The sequence below is a fragment of the Pantoea sp. genome, assembly GCF_039594315.1.
Lineage (GTDB): Bacteria > Pseudomonadota > Gammaproteobacteria > Enterobacterales > Enterobacteriaceae > Pantoea.
In genome coordinates, this window is sequence record NZ_JBCNNP010000036.1 from 25,629 (window position 1) to 42,420 (window position 16,792).

Here is a 16,792-nt window from a genome sequence, read left to right on the forward strand (position 1 = left end):
ATCAAATTTTTCCTTACTTTTAAAACAAAACCAGCCTTATCAGAAAGATAAAAATTCCCCACAACCTGTTTTTTGCTTGATTTGTTGCGTTTCGATGACCAAACACAGTTAATTTTCACCTATTGGTTCGTATATTAACGCGTGCATGTTTAAAGCAAAAAAACCACCAATAAATTTTATTGATCTGGATCAAAATAGATATTTTAATTAATCGCATCATGTTCACATTCAATTGATAATTCGCGTATCAAAATTTCCAAACGGCGATTTAATTAAAACTCAGTTTTAAATGTCACGACTAATCTGTTAAAAGGGTTTTGTAACTAAATAAACAGCTTAGTTCGGGGCGTATAACCGCATTCTCCATAACTTGCAGACCAAAACTATGAACACACAAACAACCCAGAGTGAATCCCTAAAAGCGCCCCCCGCGGCGCCCGGGAAAAAGAACCGCCTGATTATGTTGTGCCTGCCAATTATTGTGGCTGTGCTGTTGCTGCTGGTCCCAACTCCTGCGGGATTGGAACCTTATGCCTGGCACTTCTTCGCCATTTTTGTCGGGGTAATTGTGGGACTGATTTTCGAGCCATTGCCGGGTGCGGTCATCGGTTTAACTGGTGTGGTGGTGATTGCGCTATTCAGCCAATGGGTGCTGTTTAGCCCGGCGGAACTGGCAGATCCCAAGTTCAAAACCGCGGCGCAGTCGTTCAAATGGGCGGTCAGCGGCTTCGGCAACTCCACCGTTTGGCTGATCTTCGGTGCCTTTATGTTTGCCGCTGGCTACGATAAAACCCAGTTTGGTCGCCGCCTGGCGCTGATTCTGGTGAAATATCTTGGTCGCCGCAGCTTAACGCTGGGTTACGCCATTACCTTCGCTGACCTGTTGCTGGCACCGTTTACCCCATCCAACACCGCGCGCAGTGGCGGTACCATCTATCCAATCATCGCCAACCTGCCACCGCTGTACGGTTCAAAACCGAATGACCCAAGCGCGCGTAAGATTGGTTCTTACTTAATGTGGGTTGCGATCACCGCCGCCTGTATCACCAGTTCGATGTTCCTTTCTGCTCTGGCGCCGAACCTGTTAGCGCTGGCGCTGGTGAAAAGCGTGGTCGGCTTTGATATCTCATGGGGCATGTGGTTCCTCGCCTTCCTGCCGCTGGGCGTGCTGTTGATTCTGACCATGCCGCTGCTGGCTTACTGGCTGTATCCGCCAGAAGTCAAAATCAACGATGAAGTGCCACGTTGGGCCACCGCTGAACTGGCGAAACTCGGCAAATTGTCACGCAATGAAATTCTGCTGCTGGGCTTCGTGGTTGCGGCGCTGATGATGTGGATCTTCGCCACCGCGTGGATTGAACCGGCGATGGCGGCACTGTTAGTCATCGTGCTGATGCTGTGGACCGGTGTACTAAACTGGAATGACATCACCAGCAACAAAGCGGCCTGGAATACCTTTGCGTGGTTCGCCACCCTGGTTGCACTGGCGGATGGTCTGGCCCGCGTTGGCTTTATCGCCTGGTTAGGTAAAGAAGGCGCAATGCTGTTGCACGGTTACGATCCACAGGTTTCTGCGGTGGTTCTGCTGATTGCCTTCTACCTGCTGCACTACTTGTTCGCCAGTACCACTGCGCACACCACCGCGCTGCTGCCAGCCATGTTGACCATTGCCGCGTCAATCCCAGGCATCAACATGCCGGTATTCTGCTTGATGATGTGTGTTTCCTTGGGTGTGATGGGCATTATCACCCCATACGGCACCGGCCCAAGCCCGATTTACTACGGCAGCGGCTATCTGCCAACTAAAGATTACTGGCGCCTCGGCACCATCTTTGGTGGCTTGTTCCTGGTTCTGCTGATGGTTGTCGCCTATCCATGGATGGTGATGATGTTCTGATGATGTTGCTTCGATGTTAAAAAACGGAGCCGCGCAGTACCGTGAAAGTGTTATGATGCTCGCCAGTCAGCCCTTGCGGAGGGCTGGCGAGAGAAAATCGAATAACAGATGCCTAATTTGTCGCCCCTCGTGCTGATGGGCAACACGAAGCTAAGTGAGCCAACATGTCGAACAAACCCTTCTATTATCAGAATCCCTTTCCTCTCGCCAAAGATGATACCGAATACTATCTGCTGAGCAGCGATTACGTCTCGGTAGCCAATTTCGATGGCGAAGAAGTGCTGAAAGTCGATCCCCAAGCGCTGACGCTGCTGGCGAAGCAGGCATTCCACGATGCTTCGTTCATGCTGCGCGCCTCGCATCAGGCGCAGGTCGCCGCGATTTTGGCCGATGACGAAGCCAGCAAGAATGACAAATACGTGGCGCTGCAATTCCTGCGTAACTCGGAAATCGCGGCGAAAGGTGTATTGCCAACCTGCCAGGATACCGGCACCGCGATCATCATGGGTAAAAAAGGCCAGCGCGTCTGGACCGGCGGTGGCGATGAAGCCGCACTGTCGCAAGGCGTTTACAACACCTTTATCGAAGATAACCTGCGCTATTCCCAGAATGCCGCGCTGGATATGTATAAAGAGGTGAACACCGGCACTAACCTGCCGGCGCAAATCGACCTGTACAGCGTTGATGGCGACGAATACAAATTCCTGTGCATCGCCAAAGGTGGCGGTTCGGCCAACAAAACCTATCTGTATCAGGAAACTAAAGCGCTGATTACCCCAGCCAAGCTGAAAAACTACCTGGTCGATAAGATGATGTCGCTGGGCACCGCCGCGTGCCCGCCGTATCACATCGCCTTTGTGATTGGCGGTACGTCAGCGGAAGCGACGCTTAAAACCGTCAAACTGGCGTCAACGCACTATTACGATTCGCTACCAACCGAAGGTAACGAGCATGGTCAGGCGTTCCGCGATGTGCAGCTGGAAGAAGAACTGCTGAAAGCCTCGCAGGAACTTGGCCTTGGCGCGCAGTTTGGTGGCAAATACTTCGCCCACGATATTCGCGTGGTTCGCCTGCCGCGTCACGGCGCATCTTGCCCAGTTGGCATGGGCGTATCTTGCTCTGCCGACCGTAACATCAAAGCCAAGATCAACCGCGAAGGTATCTGGATCGAGAAACTGGAACACAACCCAGGTCGCTACATTCCAGAAGAGCTGCGTCAGCAAGGCGAAGGCGAAGTGGTTAACGTCGATCTGAACCAGCCAATGAGCGAAATCCTCAAGCTGCTGTCGTCTTATCCGGTATCGACCCGCTTGTCGCTGAACGGCACCATCATCGTGGCGCGCGATATTGCGCACGCTAAGTTGAAAGAGCGCATCGATAACGGCGAAGGGTTGCCGCAGTACATCAAAGATCATCCGGTGTATTACGCGGGCCCGGCCAAGACGCCTGAAGGTTACGCTTCCGGTTCACTCGGCCCAACTACTGCTGGTCGTATGGATTCCTATGTCGATCTGTTGCAAGCCAACGGCGGCAGCATGGTGATGTTGGCGAAAGGCAACCGCAGCCAGCAAGTGACCGATGCGTGTCACAAACATGGTGGTTTCTACCTCGGCAGCATCGGCGGCCCGGCAGCAGTGTTGGCGCAGCAGAGCATTAAGAGTCTGGAATGCGTGGAATATGCCGAACTCGGTATGGAAGCGATCTGGAAAATTGAAGTGGAAAACTTCCCGGCTTTCATCCTGGTGGATGATAAAGGCAACGACTTCTTCCAGCAGATTCACAACAACTGTGCGGCTTGCGTGAAGTAATTTTTTAATTTCACACTGTACTGTTCTTTAAGGTCGCCTTTCATGGCGACCTTTTTATTTATCACGCCAATCCACCTCCGTTTTGGTGCAATCTGCACTACAAAACAGCAGCTTAACCTCAGTGCCAGCGCCCTTCTCCGCTAACTCATTCTTAATTAACTGATTAATTTTCGCTCTGCTTGTGGCATAAAATTTGCTCAATTTAATTATCTGATTAATTAAACTCGTGGCAAATGCCACATTCACAACCACACCAGGAGAACGTTATGACGGTCGATGAAGCGATAGCGCTGTTTGACGCGCAGCGCGAGAAGATCTGGTTTGAGCAGCCCGCAGAAATTGCGGCGCTGGGCAGAGGTGAAGTGCCACGCGGCACCGGCTCACGCGGCCAATACCTCAGCACCATTATTTTCGCCGAAGGGGAAACCCGTACGCTGGCGGATGAAATGTTGTGGGGATTGATTCGCGTCGGTGAAGACCATCCGCAAGCCGATCTGAAAACGCTGCAACTGCTGATCAAAGAGATCATGGGCTACAAAGCCAATTTCTTTGATTTTGTCAGCTTGCCGCAAGCGGCGGAGATGCTGCACCTCTACGTCAAGGTGGCGGGTGAATGTGAAACGCTTGAAGAGTTAGTGCGCCTGTCGCACAGCGCGCTGTCGTGGGCCAACCGCCTGCATATGTGGGTTGATTTCATTCTTCCCTGGGGTCTCGGGGACGGTTTTCGTCGCGTCAAAGCCTGATTGGGAGAACAACAACAATGAAACTTGCAATGCATGTGGCCGATCACCAGATCTGCGTCATCGAAGTATGGGAAGACAAAGTGCCTAATCTGGCGAAAACGCTGCGCGAAAAGTTGCCGTTAAAAAGCGTGCTGCAACACGGCAAGCTGATTGGCGATATGGTGTTTTTCACCTTGCCGATCGTTGCGCCGTGGGAGAATAAATATCTGACCCAGGATGTTGGCAAACTGCGGCGTGAGCAGCACGGCGAAGTGACCGGCGCGGTGTGTTATTACAGCCCACGCCAGCAAATGTGCGTGGTGTACGGTGATGATACCGCCGATGAACCGTTGCAGATCTCCTACATCGGCGAAGTGATCGAAGGCAAACTGGAGTTGCGCGTTACCGGGCTGGAAACCTGGTTCGATCAGGGCCGCGTGGTGGAATTAAGTATTATCGAGTAAGCAGCAGCGCCTGCATGGCGCTGTCAATTTGTGCCGATTCCTCAGCAAAACGCGCCGGTGCGCCGGCGCAGTGTCCATAAGGCGAATGCAGCACGCGCAATTCGCCTTGCTTCAGTGCCGCCACTTCCAACTCCGCTTCTTCCAGAGTGAAATAACGATCGCTGTCGCACGGCATCACGATGCAGCGCGCACCAATGTTCCCTAGCGCGGCACGCCAGTCGCTGTCGGCCAGTTGTCCCACATCGGCGTGATACCAACTGTATAACGCGCACAGCAAATCGTTAGCATCCAGCGCTTGATGATCCTGCTCCCAATCCACCAGCAACGCTTCCAGCGAGGCGAAGCCCAGATCGCGCCAGCGCTCCTCGCGAAAAAACGCCGCCGAATAAGCCCATCCTGCATACACACGCCCAAACGCCGCCAGGCCGCGCAATGGCGGTTGCTGATAATAGCCACCGGCAAATTGCGCATCGCAACACAGTGCCGCGCGCACGCCGGCAAGGAACACCTGATTATTCGGCCAGCAGCGCGCCGATCCACATACCGCCAGCAGATTTTGCACCTGAGAAGGATGCGCCACCGCCAGATGCCACGCCTGCATCGCCCCCATCGACCAACCGTACGCCAGCGCGATACGTTCAATGCCAAGATGATTAAACAGCAGTTGCTGCTGCGCATGCAGATTGTCCACCAAGGTGATCGCCGGGAACGCCGCGCCAGCTTGCAATAATGAGTTGGACGGCGAAGAAGAAACGCCGTTGCCCAATTTGTTCACCAGCACAATAAACCAGCGCGCCGGATCAAGCGTTTTCCCCGCACCGATTAACGGCAAATAACGCTGATGCGTGCCGCTGTAATAGCTGAAAATCACCACCGCGTTGTCGCGCGTCGCATTGAGCTGGCCCAAAGTTTGATACGCCACTTGCGCATCCAACAGCGTTTCGCCGCTGACCAATGGCAGGTTACCCACCTGATAAAAATCCATGCCGTTCTCCTGAGGCGATATGGTAGAGTTAATTAATCAATTAACTTAAAATTTCGTCACTGTAGGGATGTCGTCTATGAAGGAAAAGCCCACTGCAAAACCCGTTACCGGCGACAAAAAACCGCGCAAAACCCAGCGCGATGTGGCGGAATTACTGCAATCCTCAGCCTTCGATCTGTTTGCCACTCACAACTATTCAGCGGTACGCATCAAAGATATCGCCACCGCCACCGGCCTCAATTCGGCGCTGATTTACTACTACTTCGGCTCGAAAGAAGACCTGTTCATCAAAGTGATCGAATCAGCAGTCGAACGCGCTTTTGTGCAGTTTGATGCAATTAAAGCCAGCGCCAACGGCCCGCGCGATCTGATCTTTCTGTGGATTGAAATTCACATCCTGCAATTTCATCTGCTGCAAAAACTGGCGAAAATTAGCCTCGATTACTCCAGCACCAACGGGCGCAATCCGAGCATTGATAAAGCGATTAAAAAGTTCTACGAGAAAGAGTCGCTGATCCTGAAAAACACCATTAAAGAAGGCATCGCCAGCGGCCTGTTTCGCGAGGTCAATCCGGCGGATATGGCGATGTTGATCTCGACCTATCTGGATGGCGTGCTGTTCCGCAATGTGATGTTCCCCAATTTCAAATACAAACAAGCGATCAATGTGATGCGTGATTTTGTGTTTGAGAAACTCGACGCCAAAGCGTGACGAAAACGGGCGACATCGCCGCCCGCTTTAACCATCAAAAAATGCTGCTGTAGCGATCGGTTTCCCACTGGCTGACGTGCAAGTGATAGCTGTTCCACTCCTGCAACTTGTAATGAATAAACTCTTTCTTTAGCGCCTCACCGAGCGTGGCGGCGACGAACGGATCAGCATCAAAGGCTTCTACCGCTTCCAGCAAATTCTGCGGCAGGAAATCGATACCGCGCTCGCGTCGCTCGGCTTCGCTAATCGCGTACAAGTTATCTTCATTCGGCTGGCGCGGATCGATCTTCTCGCGAATCCCTTCCAGTCCCGCCGCCAACGCCAGCGTGGCCGCCAGATACGGATTCACCGCGCCATCGGCATTACGTGATTCACAGCGTCCACCGCCCGCCGGAACGCGAACCGCATTGGTGCGATTATTGGATCCCCACGAATTAAATACCGGCGCCCACGAGAAGTAGCTCATTGCGCCCTGCCGCACCAGCCGTTTGTAGCTGTTGACCGTTGGGGCAAATGCCGCGCACAGCGCGCGTCCATGTTTCAGCAAGCCGCCGATAAAGTAATAGCCGGTATCGCTCAAACCTAATCCCCACGGATCGTCGGCGCTGCTGGCATCGCGTTTGAACACGTTGGCGCCACTTTGCAGATCGGACAGCGACATATTGAAGTGCGCGCCGGTGCCGGTTTTATCGGCGAACGGTTTCGGCATCATGGTGGCGATCATCCCGCGTTGCTTAGCGTAATGCTTGGCCATAAAGCGGAAAAAGATAAAGCGATCGCAGGTAGTTAGCGCGTCGGCATAGTTAAAGTCGAATTCGTACTGCGAGTTGCCATCCTCATGATCGAGCGAATAGAGATCCCAACCGAGGTTATTGATGGTGGAAGAGACTTCATCCAGCCAGCCAAACTGATCGACGAATCCCTGCAAGTCATAGCATGGCTTGTTGAGTTTATTGTCGCGCTCCGGCACCGAAAGCAACCCTTGTTCATCGCGCTTCAGCAGATAGATTTCGCACTCAATGCCGAGATTAAAACCAAAGCCCATTTCATTGGCCTGCTTGATGACGTTTTGCAGCGCCACGCGCGTGCTGAGCGCGTAGGGTTCACCCTGAAAATGGTTGTCGGCGGGCATCCAGGCGATTTTCGGTTCCCACGGCAGTTGGATGATGTGATCGAGATCCGGCACCGACGTCAGTTCATCTTCGTGCGGCGACTGACCAAGACCATCCAGCGCGTAGCCGGTATAACGCTCTGAACCTTGCGCCATATGATCCAGATGCGCAATCGGCACCACTTTCCCCTTCGGCACGCCGTGAATATCCACGTAAGCGCCCATGCAATATTCAACACCTTTCGCCAGCAAATCCTGTTTAATCTCGGCGATCTGTTCGGGAGTTTTCATCAATGCCCTGCCTTAATCGTGTTCAACAATGGAATGGGGAATGTAAGGAGCCTCAAGCGCATGGATCTCTTCGGCGCTGAGCTGGAAATCGAGCGCAGCCACCGCATCGGTCAGATGTGACTCGCGCGTGGCACCGATCACCGCAGCCACCACCGCGGGTCGTGTATACAGCCAGGCCAGCGCCACTTGCGCCATCGGCACGCCGCGCGTTTCGGCGATGACCTCAACCGCACGGATCACCGCGCTGTCGGCCTCGGCGGTGGCGGCATAGAGGAAATCGGTGTAGCTGTCATCCGCGCCGCGCACGCTGGCTTTGGCCGCATCAACGGGACGCGCCAACCGCCCGCGCGCCAGTGGGCTCCACGGCGTCACCGCCACGCCTTCCGCCGCACACAGCGCCAGCATCTCGCGCTCTTCTTCGCGATAGATCAGGTTGAGATGGTTTTGCATCACGATAAAACGGCTCCAGCGCTCATACTTCTGGATTTGCAGCGCTTTGCTGAACTGCCAGGCAAACATTGACGAGGCACCGAGATAGCGCACTTTGCCCATCTTCACCAAATCGTGCAGCGCTTCGAGCGTCTCCTCGATCGGGGTTTCATCGTCCCAGCGGTGGATTTCATACAGATCGATGTAATCCATGCTCAGCCGCTGCAAGCTGTGATCGCACTCCTGCATGATCGCCTTGCGCGACAAGCCTTTGCTGTTCGGTCCGCTGCGCATCGGGTTATACAGTTTGCTGGTGATCACCACTTCATCGCGCAGCGCAAAATCGCGTATCGCGCGGCCAACGATCTCTTCGCTGGCACCTTTGGCGTAGATGTTGGCGGTATCAATAAAGTTGATGCCCTGCTCCAGCGCCGCACGGATCAGGCTGCGGCTGGCCTCTTCATCCAGCGTCCAACTGCGGCCGCTGCGCGCGGGTGGCGCGTAGGTCACCGTTCCGAGGCAAAGCGCCGACACCTCCAGCCCGGAGTGTCCCAGCTTGTGATAACGCATTGTGTGCTCCTTACTCCGCCATGCGAGTTTTCAGGTAGTTGGCGAGATGCCAGACGGTGGTTTCCAGATGGCTCAAGCGGCCAGGTCGTGCGAGGCGTGAACGGCTGCCGCGCTGCTGTTCGGCGTTGATCCACTGATCTTCATCGATGATGGTTAAGCTGCCTTGTTTCATGCGCTCGGCGGTCTGGGCGAAGTCGTCGCGTGCCGCTGATTCTGCCGACACCAGCACCACGCGATGCCACTGGGTGCGGGTGGTGCTTTGCGGCAGAATCGCACTGATCGAGATGCGATCCGGATTAAGCGAGATCAGGCAGTTGGGATAGAGCAGCATCAAATCGCTAAAGCGCATTTCTTCGTCAGTTAATCCGCTAAACGGCGTCAACCCTTCGGTGAGAATCTCACTCAGTTCACCATTTTTGCGCAGCGGCTGATGGCAGAGAGTCCATCCGGGCCCATCTTCACCAATCGAACTGAGGCGACCGGGGAAACTGTCTTCCAGCGTGCTGCGATGCACCGCTGCGTGGTGATAGCACTCCATAAAGGTCTCAATCGCCATCTTCCAGTTGTACGGACAGTCGTAATCCAGCGTGTAAGCGGTGACCAAATCGGCCAGATGATAGCGCGCAAAGCGCGCTTGCAGCGGCGCCAGGCGCGTGGCCAGCGACGGCGCATCCGCGTTGAAGGTGACGAAGATCATGCCGAACACCTCTTCATGGCGGATCTTCGGCAGTTGGCAGTGCTGGCGCTCGAAGTCCTGCGCCTGATTCATTGATGGCGCGCCGCTCAGTTTGCCGTGCGTGTTGTAGGTCCAGTTGTGGAACGGACAAATAAACGACCGGCTGTTGCCACTGCCTTGCGCAATGGGTGCCCAGCGATGCAAGCAGACGTTGGAGAACACCGCAATGCCTTCATCGTTACGCACTATCAACAGCGGTTCGCCGACCACATCCAGCGTGAAGAAATCATTGAGCTGTGGCACCTGCGAAACGTGGCCGACAAACAGCCAATCCTGCCGAAACACTTTCTCCTCTTCGAGCCGGAAAAAACTGTCGCTGTTATAGGCTTCTGGCGGCAAGGTTTCGGCGCGGCTGGCATCGCTCTGCTGCTGTTGCAGCATGCGTTGCAAAATGCTGTCGCCATCATCAAACACCACATCAATTTTCTCGCGATACATCTCAGCCTCCTCTAACGATAGTGATGCTCAACTCGCGCCTGAATCACACTGAGCACCGTGGTGGCGGCCAGATACCAGATACAGGCAACGATCAATAACGGGATGTTTTCATAGGTGCGGGAGTAAATGGCCTGCGCCGAATAGAGCAGATCCGACAGTGAAATCACGCTCACCAGCGAGGTGGTTTTCAGCATGCCAATTACCTGATTGCCGGTGGGCGGGATGATGAAGGGAATCGCCTGCGGCAAAATAATCCGCTGCAAATATTGGCCGCGCGTCATGCCGAGCGCGCGCGCGGCTTCCTGCTGACCGTTCTCCACCGACGAAATACCCGCGCGGATGATCTCCGCCATATACGCCGATTCGTTCAAGCCGAGGCCGAGAATGGCGGCGGCCAGCGGCGTGATCAGATCGTTGGTGCTGCCGCTCCACAGCGTGATCACGCCCGGCACGCCCAAGGTGAATTGCGGATAGAGCGCCGCGAGGTTGTACCAAAAGATCAGTTGCACCAGCACCGGCGTACCGCGAAAGAACCAGATCCAACCGCGGCTGAATCCCACCAGCAGAGGATTACTGGAAAGCCGCATCACCGCCAGCATCACGCTGAGCACAATCGCCAGCAGCATGATCACCAGCGTCAGCCAGAAGGTGGTCCATAAGCCGGTCAGAATGGTCGGTGAAAACAGATATTTCCCCACCGTAGACCAATCAAAATTGGGATTGGTGATCATCGAATGCGCCACCAAACCGGTTAACGCCGCCATCACCAGCGCTGAGATCCAGCGACCGGGATAACGTTGTGCCACCACTTCGCGCGCACTGTGAGTGGGATTACGCGGCGTTGTCAGCGTTTTGTCTGTCATCAGCGTTCTCTTCATGGTTGCGGATTGATCACGCGGCATGCACGCGGGCGAGAAAATCACGCGTGCGCGCATGGCGCGGAGCGGCAAAAAACTGTTTGGCTTCCGCCACTTCGATAATTGCGCCGTTATCCATAAAGGCCACGCGATTCGCCACATCGCGCGCAAAGCCCATTTCGTGCGTCACGATCACCATGGTCATGCCATCGCGTGCCAGATCGCGCATCACCTCCAGCACTTCGCCCACCAGCTCCGGATCCAGTGCGCTGGTCGGTTCATCGAACAGCATCAACGACGGCTTCATCGCCATGGCACGCGCAATCGCCACGCGCTGCTGCTGTCCGCCGGATAACGCCGCCGGACGCGCATCGTAGCGATGGCTGAGGCCAACGCGATCCAGCAATGCTTTGGCTTCGCTCAGCGCCTGCGCGCGCGGCACTTTTTTCACCGTGATTGGCGCTTCCATCACGTTTTCCAACGCCGTCATGTGGCCGAACAAATTGAAGCGCTGAAACACCATGCCGATGTGAATGCGATTGCGCGCCACCTCGCCCTCTTTCAGCTCATACAACTTGTCGCCGTGCAGCCGATAGCCAACCATGCCGCCATTGACCCACAATTCACCGCCATCAATTTTTTCCAGATGATTGATGCAGCGCAGAAAGGTCGATTTGCCCGATCCCGACGGGCCAATCAGGCACACCACTTCGCCCTGCTGCACCGCCAGATCGACGCCTTTGAGGATTTCGACGCCGTTAAACGACTTGGTGACCTGCTGCGCATCCACCATTAACGAGGCTTTGCTCATCTCTCCTCCTGTTGCGTCATGTACCAGGTATTCAGCCCGCCGCTGTCGAGCACCAGCATTTGTCCGGTAAAAGCCGCCGCCGCCGGCGATGCGAGAAACGCCACGCTCTGCGCCACTTCATCGCTGCTCACTGGACGTTGCAGCGGCAAGCGCGCCACTTCCTTTGCCAGCAGCGGTTCGTGTAGCTGCCAATTGCTGTCCGCATCACGAATCGGCCCCGGACTGATGCCGCACACGCGAATGCCACGCGACGCCCATTCGATTGACATCTGTGCGGTGAGATTCACCACGCCCGCTTTGGAGGGGCCAAACGCGCCCGCATCGGGATAACAGCGGTGCGCCGATGCGCCAGCGATATTGATGATCACGCCGCCCGGCTTCATGTGTATCACCGTTTCCACGCAGGCGAGAAACGTGCCGGTTAACTGGGTATCGAGCACCAATTGCCACTGCGCATCGGTTAGCTCCAGTAGCGGGGCGGCGGCCGAGGCACCGGCGTTATTCACCAGTAACTGCGGCGCACCAAAGTCAGCGACGATGGCGGACATTGCCGCACGCAGCGCGGCGCGATCGGTGATATCGACCTGCCAGAACGCCGCGCGCACGCCGAGATTTTGCAATTGTGCGATCGCACGCTGCGCCACCTCACGTTGACGGCGCACCAGCAGCACAATGTCGTAGCCTTGCGCCGCCAGTACCGAAGCAATGCGCAATCCCACGCCTTGTGAGCCGCCGGTGACGATGGCGGTTTTGCCTATTACGCGCTGCATTTCATCCCCTCCGCTTGCGCTGCGAGTAATGCCGATCCGCAGATAAAGCCCCACGTCAGATTTGGCCCCAGCGTGGTGCCCGCACTGACCGCACGCGTGCCAATCGGATTGGCCATCGCTGCGCCAGCGCAATACAACCCAGTGATCGCTTGCCCATCGCGATGCAATACGTTGCCGTGCGCATTGGTGCGCGGCCCGCCTTTGGTGCCAAGAAAAGTGCGATTGAACGGTATCGCCAGATAAGGCGGGTGCTGGATCGCCGCCATGCCGCCCTGAAAGCGTCGATCGGTTTTGCCGCGAACCACGCTGAGATGGCGATCAAAATCCTCATCAACGCCGGAAACACAGAATTGGTTAAAGCGCGCCACGCTGCGTGGCAACGAACCGGCTGGCAGTGCTAGTTGTCTTTCCAGATCCTCTAACGTGGCAGCGGAACGCATCCAACCCGGCGTACGCCAGCGGTAGTAAAGCAGCAGCGGCGCACGGCGTAGTAAGCGTGCATCCGCGATCAGCCACGCCGGAAGATGGCGCGGTTGGCCGCTGGCATCGCGGCTATCCAGCGCTTCGCCGAGATTGAATGCCATTTCATTGGTAAAACGCTGGCCATAACGATTGACCAACATGGCGTTGGCTTCCGCATGGAAGAAAATCGATAAACCACTCCACGGCTGGCCGGATGCCGCCGGAATACCGCCGCCGATATTGGCTTGATCCATGTGCGCCAACTGCGCGCCAATAGCCTGTGCCATGCGTTGTCCATCACCGCTGTTGTCACGCGGGCTGGCGATGAAATCGTGCGGGCCGGGAAAATGTCGCGCACGTAAGTTGTCATCCCACTCAAATCCGCCGCTGGCAATCACCACGCCACGCTGCGCGTTGATCTCAACACTTTCGCCCTGCCAGCGGCAGCGCACGCCGCTGACCTGATGCGAACCACTGGTGAGCAGTTGCTCAGCGCGCGCTTCGGTTAGCAGCTGGCAACCGGCGGCCTGACAGGCATCGAGTAATCCGGCGATCAGTGCCGCACCTTTGGTCAGTTCACCACGCCACATACGTCGCACGAGGCGCGGCAAACAGCGCAACCCCGCGCGCAGCGGATGATGCCAAATATCCTGCTGTAGCAGTTCGTGATAGCTAAACCCGCGCGGCAGCGGCGTTGGACGCAAACGCCAGCGCCGCTGCGGTTTGAGTGGCGACGGCGCCAGCATGCGACCAACGGTTTTGGCACCCGCCAGCGGCCACAGCGGGTCGCCTTCCGCGGTGAGCGCAAAACGCAGCGCGCTGTGCTGTTCCAGAAACACCAGCATCGGCGCGGCTTGCTGTGCCAGCGCGTGCCACAATGCATCTTCACTGGCTTGCCAGCCGGCAGGCGCTGCCGCGCGCAAGTAAGCCAGCGCCTGCTGTGGCGAATCGTCATAACCGGCAGCAAGCGCATGATGATTGGCGGGCACCCACATCGCGCCGCCCGACATCGCCGTGGTACCGCCGAGCCAGGCGCTTTTCTCGACGATCAGCACCGAAAGTCCGCCGACAGCGGCACGTAACGCCGCCATCAATGCCGCGCCGCCGGAACCGATCACCAGCACATCGCAGTGACGCTCACTCATAACGGCTGGGTGCTGGTCAGGTTGATGCCCGGTTTATCCAGCTTCATAGCACCCAGATCCCACTTATCCATGATCTTGTCGTAGGTGCCGGTTTCATGAACTACCTGCAACGCTTTCAGCAGCACATTGGCGAGTTCGGTGTTCTCTTTCGCCACCACAATGCCGAGATAATATTTCGGCATCAGCGGCATCTGCACGGTGCGGATCGGATGCGGCGCTTTCTTCTTGATGTCATCCACTGAGGCGGCATCATTCAGCACGAAATCAACGCGCCCGGAATACAGCCCGAGTAGCACCGCATCGGCTGATGGCAACGTCACCTGCTGAATTGCCGCTTTGCCCTGCTTGGTGCAGTTTGGCGTGTAGATTTCACTGATGGCTTTTTCGAAATCGGTGCCGGTTTGTACGCCGACTTTCAAACCGCACAGCGTCAGCGGATCGTTGGTGATGCTTTTCTCGGTTTCCAGCGTGTACACCTCGCTGGTGGCGTAGGCATAGTTGACGAACGAGACCTGCTTCTCGCGCTCTGGACTATCCGAAATACACTCCATCGCCACATCGTAGCGGCCACTTTTAACGCCTGGGATCAGCCCGGCGAAATCAATCGAGACCGGCTTCACTGTTATGCCCAGCACCTGCCCTAAGGCGTCCCACAAATCCGGCTCAAACCCGACCATGGTTTTGTTGTCTTCAGCAAAGGATTCACACGGCGGATAGTGCGCATCGGTCACCAGATTGAGGGTTTTACTGCTGCGAATTTTCTCCGGCAGTTGTGCATGCAAGTCGGCATGCATCGCCAGCGGCGCATCGGCGGCTTTAAGAGTGAGTGGAGCAAGTGACGTGGCAAGCAACGATAAGGCAACAACCAGACTTTTCATTCTCATGCTTTTAACTCCAGTAGAAAGGCAAAATGCCTGAAGACCCTGATGACTTAAAAAAGCAAAAAACGAAGATGGTGCGCAGGAAGAATTGCAAGCGTTATGCCAGTTTTTAAATAACTGATTAATTAATCATGAGACGAGAGTGGATAAGGGATGGCGCGGCAGGCCTTGGTACAACGGGCATGAAAGGCTGGTGAGAGATTCACCAACAGAGTGCAAAAAGTGAGCTAATGGTGCAAAGAGAGGAAAGACGTCAGCGCGGAGTAAATCATCTGCTCAAGGCAAAACTGCCTCACACCGCGACAGACTTAAAAACGGTATTGGCTCTCTAACTGGCGCAAAGTTTCCACGCGCTGTGCCGAGGCGATTTCGCGCGCTTTCACTTCCAGCAACAAGTCAGCATCATTCTGACCAATCACATACACCGCCTGACGACCAGGCAGATTCACGGTAATAATATTTTGCTCTACGGCATCCAGCATATCGTCATGCTGTTCCAGGTAGTTGTACAACGTGTTCATAACTTCTCCTTAAAATGGATGCGCATTCTGCCTAATCACCCGCTTTAAATTCCACAAGACCAGGCTTAATTCTGTGACTGCATCAGAAACTTCTGCTGATTGGCTTATCCTGCTAATAGAAGATGACGAATAGATGAAAATCCCCACATCTGGCCAGGTAAAAAAATGAAATCATATCGTTGCGAATAGAGTAATGACTCTTAACAGAAGATGATGTTAGCGCTTCCTTTTTAACCCAACAATAAAGGGCAAATGAACTTGAATTTCATTCATTTATCTCGAAAAGGTTAAAAAGATTAAAGACGATTCGCATAAAGGCATAAAAAAAACGTCTGCAGACTGCTTGAACACTTTACATGGTGTGAAGTGAAAACGGATTAACAAAGGAAATAAAATGCCTAGATGGGAAGCTCCAGAAAATAGTAAGGGCACACCGCCTGTTCATATTGAGCAAAGGTTTACAAACAATCTTGGTTACGATGTGGCATTTATGTCGGGCAGCGAAATTGTCGATCCTACCCCACGCTTTGTCGGCTCTACTGGTCCCAATTTTATTGTTTATGCATGGGATAATGGAACAATCATTGGTTCAACACGCTCTGCAGCTGATGGTTCATGGTCATTCTCGCCACAATTATTAGATGGTCAGCACTCATTGACGTTTGGTTTACATAAAGATGTTGTCAGCCTACCTATTGAATTCAGCATAAATTCAGCTGCTGCTATTCCAGTGATTGTCAGTCAGCGCTATACCGACGATCTGGGTTATGATGTTGGCATTTGGCCAGGACAAGAGATTGTTGACAGCACCCCTCGCTTTATCGGGACCGCCGCACCAGAATCAATTATCTATGCGTGGGACGCAGGTAAATTGTTGGGTTCAACCGTTTCAGATGAGGACGGCAATTGGTCATTTGAAACGAATCTGGAAGACGGCAAACATGCTCTAACTTTTGGTGTTGAAAAAGACTCCGCCACTCCCTCTTTCGAATTCAGCATAAATTCAGCTGCTGCTATTCCAGTGATTGTCAGTCAGCGCTATACCGACGATCTGGGTTATGATGTTGGCATTTGGCCAGGACAAGAGATTGTTGACAGCACTCCTCGCTTTATCGGAACCGCCGCACCAGAATCAATTATCTATGCGTGGGACGCAGGTAAATTGTTGGGTTCAACCGTTTC

16 protein-coding genes are annotated in these 16,792 nt (G+C 54.7%); 6 read left to right on the forward strand and 10 right to left on the reverse strand.

The window, feature by feature from the left end:
- Positions 1-385: 385 nt before the first annotated feature.
- The 4 genes from ABDW13_RS17260 (at position 386) to ABDW13_RS17275 (ending at position 4,891) form a co-directional block, all read left to right on the forward strand.
- A complete protein-coding gene (locus ABDW13_RS17260; protein ID WP_343553797.1) occupies positions 386-1,897 on the forward strand; it encodes an anion permease in 1,512 nt (503 codons plus the stop codon).
- Positions 1,898-2,061: 164 nt separating this feature from the next.
- Positions 2,062-3,705, forward strand: a complete 1,644-nt coding sequence (gene fumA, locus ABDW13_RS17265) for a class I fumarate hydratase FumA (RefSeq protein ID WP_343553798.1) — start codon at positions 2,062-2,064, stop codon at positions 3,703-3,705.
- A gap of 266 nt (positions 3,706-3,971) precedes the next feature.
- Positions 3,972-4,448: a hypothetical protein gene (locus ABDW13_RS17270; RefSeq protein WP_343553799.1), complete on the forward strand. Its 477-nt coding sequence runs from the start codon at positions 3,972-3,974 to the stop codon at positions 4,446-4,448.
- 17 nt (positions 4,449-4,465) lie between these two features.
- Positions 4,466-4,891 carry a hypothetical protein gene (locus ABDW13_RS17275; RefSeq protein WP_343553800.1) on the forward strand — a complete coding sequence of 142 codons (426 nt, stop codon included), beginning with the start codon at positions 4,466-4,468 and terminating at the stop codon, positions 4,889-4,891.
- Here ABDW13_RS17275 and ABDW13_RS17280 read toward each other — a convergent pair.
- The gene (locus ABDW13_RS17280; RefSeq protein WP_343553801.1) at positions 4,881-5,876 is read right to left on the reverse strand and encodes an alpha/beta fold hydrolase; all 996 of its coding nucleotides are present in this window, start codon (positions 5,874-5,876) and stop codon (positions 4,881-4,883) included. The two genes, ABDW13_RS17275 and ABDW13_RS17280, sit on opposite strands and share 11 nt — an antisense overlap.
- A 76-nt stretch (positions 5,877-5,952) precedes the next feature.
- Here ABDW13_RS17280 and ABDW13_RS17285 point away from each other — a divergent pair, with 76 nt between their 5' ends.
- Positions 5,953-6,588: a TetR/AcrR family transcriptional regulator gene (locus ABDW13_RS17285; RefSeq protein ID WP_343553802.1), complete on the forward strand. Its 636-nt coding sequence runs from the start codon at positions 5,953-5,955 to the stop codon at positions 6,586-6,588.
- 34 nt (positions 6,589-6,622) lie between these two features.
- Here ABDW13_RS17285 and glnT read toward each other — a convergent pair whose 3' ends face one another.
- From glnT to ABDW13_RS17330, 9 genes are all read right to left on the reverse strand, one after another.
- The gene (gene glnT / locus ABDW13_RS17290; RefSeq protein WP_343553803.1) at positions 6,623-7,990 is read right to left on the reverse strand and encodes a type III glutamate--ammonia ligase; all 1,368 of its coding nucleotides are present in this window, start codon (positions 7,988-7,990) and stop codon (positions 6,623-6,625) included.
- A 12-nt stretch (positions 7,991-8,002) separates the two neighbouring features.
- A complete protein-coding gene (locus ABDW13_RS17295; RefSeq protein ID WP_343553804.1) occupies positions 8,003-8,989 on the reverse strand; it encodes an aldo/keto reductase in 987 nt (328 codons plus the stop codon).
- 10 nt (positions 8,990-8,999) lie between these two features.
- The gene (locus tag ABDW13_RS17300; RefSeq protein WP_343553805.1) at positions 9,000-10,163 is read right to left on the reverse strand and encodes an aromatic ring-hydroxylating dioxygenase subunit alpha; all 1,164 of its coding nucleotides are present in this window, start codon (positions 10,161-10,163) and stop codon (positions 9,000-9,002) included.
- Positions 10,164-10,174: 11 nt separating this feature from the next.
- Positions 10,175-11,026 carry an amino acid ABC transporter permease gene (locus tag ABDW13_RS17305; RefSeq protein ID WP_343553806.1) on the reverse strand — a complete coding sequence of 284 codons (852 nt, stop codon included), beginning with the start codon at positions 11,024-11,026 and terminating at the stop codon, positions 10,175-10,177.
- A 28-nt stretch (positions 11,027-11,054) separates the two neighbouring features.
- The gene (locus ABDW13_RS17310; protein WP_343553807.1) at positions 11,055-11,831 is read right to left on the reverse strand and encodes an amino acid ABC transporter ATP-binding protein; all 777 of its coding nucleotides are present in this window, start codon (positions 11,829-11,831) and stop codon (positions 11,055-11,057) included.
- The gene (locus ABDW13_RS17315) at positions 11,828-12,601 is read right to left on the reverse strand and encodes an SDR family NAD(P)-dependent oxidoreductase (protein ID WP_343553808.1); all 774 of its coding nucleotides are present in this window, start codon (positions 12,599-12,601) and stop codon (positions 11,828-11,830) included. The genes ABDW13_RS17310 and ABDW13_RS17315 overlap by 4 nt, the downstream gene beginning before the upstream one ends.
- A complete protein-coding gene (locus ABDW13_RS17320) occupies positions 12,589-14,208 on the reverse strand; it encodes an FAD-dependent oxidoreductase (RefSeq protein ID WP_343553809.1) in 1,620 nt (539 codons plus the stop codon). Before ABDW13_RS17320 ends, ABDW13_RS17315 begins: the two co-directional genes overlap by 13 nt.
- Positions 14,205-15,092: an ABC transporter substrate-binding protein gene (locus ABDW13_RS17325; protein WP_343553810.1), complete on the reverse strand. Its 888-nt coding sequence runs from the start codon at positions 15,090-15,092 to the stop codon at positions 14,205-14,207. Before ABDW13_RS17325 ends, ABDW13_RS17320 begins: the two co-directional genes overlap by 4 nt.
- A gap of 305 nt (positions 15,093-15,397) precedes the next feature.
- Positions 15,398-15,610, reverse strand: a complete 213-nt coding sequence (locus tag ABDW13_RS17330; RefSeq protein ID WP_343553811.1) for a hypothetical protein — start codon at positions 15,608-15,610, stop codon at positions 15,398-15,400.
- A gap of 394 nt (positions 15,611-16,004) precedes the next feature.
- On the opposite strand from ABDW13_RS17330, the gene ABDW13_RS17335 reads away from it, so the two are divergent.
- Positions 16,005-16,792: Ig-like domain-containing protein (locus tag ABDW13_RS17335; protein ID WP_343553812.1), on the forward strand; the 788-nt coding region annotated here is incomplete at its 3' end.

What these genes read in the sequence shown, in the direction of transcription:
- ABDW13_RS17310 (WP_343553807.1), bottom strand. Translation starts at nt 11,831, where the DNA reads ATGAGCAAAGCCTCGTTAATGGTGGATGCGCAGCAGGTCACCAAGTCG.
- ABDW13_RS17330 (WP_343553811.1), bottom strand. Translation starts at nt 15,610, where the DNA reads ATGAACACGTTGTACAACTACCTGGAACAGCATGACGATATGCTGGAT.
- ABDW13_RS17260 (WP_343553797.1), top strand. Translation starts at nt 386, where the DNA reads ATGAACACACAAACAACCCAGAGTGAATCCCTAAAAGCGCCCCCCGCG.
- fumA (WP_343553798.1), top strand. Translation starts at nt 2,062, where the DNA reads ATGTCGAACAAACCCTTCTATTATCAGAATCCCTTTCCTCTCGCCAAA.
- ABDW13_RS17315 (WP_343553808.1), bottom strand. Translation starts at nt 12,601, where the DNA reads ATGCAGCGCGTAATAGGCAAAACCGCCATCGTCACCGGCGGCTCACAA.
- ABDW13_RS17300 (WP_343553805.1), bottom strand. Translation starts at nt 10,163, where the DNA reads ATGTATCGCGAGAAAATTGATGTGGTGTTTGATGATGGCGACAGCATT.
- ABDW13_RS17295 (WP_343553804.1), bottom strand. Translation starts at nt 8,989, where the DNA reads ATGCGTTATCACAAGCTGGGACACTCCGGGCTGGAGGTGTCGGCGCTT.
- ABDW13_RS17280 (WP_343553801.1), bottom strand. Translation starts at nt 5,876, where the DNA reads ATGGATTTTTATCAGGTGGGTAACCTGCCATTGGTCAGCGGCGAAACG.
- ABDW13_RS17305 (WP_343553806.1), bottom strand. Translation starts at nt 11,026, where the DNA reads ATGACAGACAAAACGCTGACAACGCCGCGTAATCCCACTCACAGTGCG.
- ABDW13_RS17325 (WP_343553810.1), bottom strand. Translation starts at nt 15,092, where the DNA reads ATGAGAATGAAAAGTCTGGTTGTTGCCTTATCGTTGCTTGCCACGTCA.
- glnT (WP_343553803.1), bottom strand. Translation starts at nt 7,990, where the DNA reads ATGAAAACTCCCGAACAGATCGCCGAGATTAAACAGGATTTGCTGGCG.
- ABDW13_RS17270 (WP_343553799.1), top strand. Translation starts at nt 3,972, where the DNA reads ATGACGGTCGATGAAGCGATAGCGCTGTTTGACGCGCAGCGCGAGAAG.
- ABDW13_RS17275 (WP_343553800.1), top strand. Translation starts at nt 4,466, where the DNA reads ATGAAACTTGCAATGCATGTGGCCGATCACCAGATCTGCGTCATCGAA.
- ABDW13_RS17285 (WP_343553802.1), top strand. Translation starts at nt 5,953, where the DNA reads ATGAAGGAAAAGCCCACTGCAAAACCCGTTACCGGCGACAAAAAACCG.
- ABDW13_RS17320 (WP_343553809.1), bottom strand. Translation starts at nt 14,208, where the DNA reads ATGAGTGAGCGTCACTGCGATGTGCTGGTGATCGGTTCCGGCGGCGCG.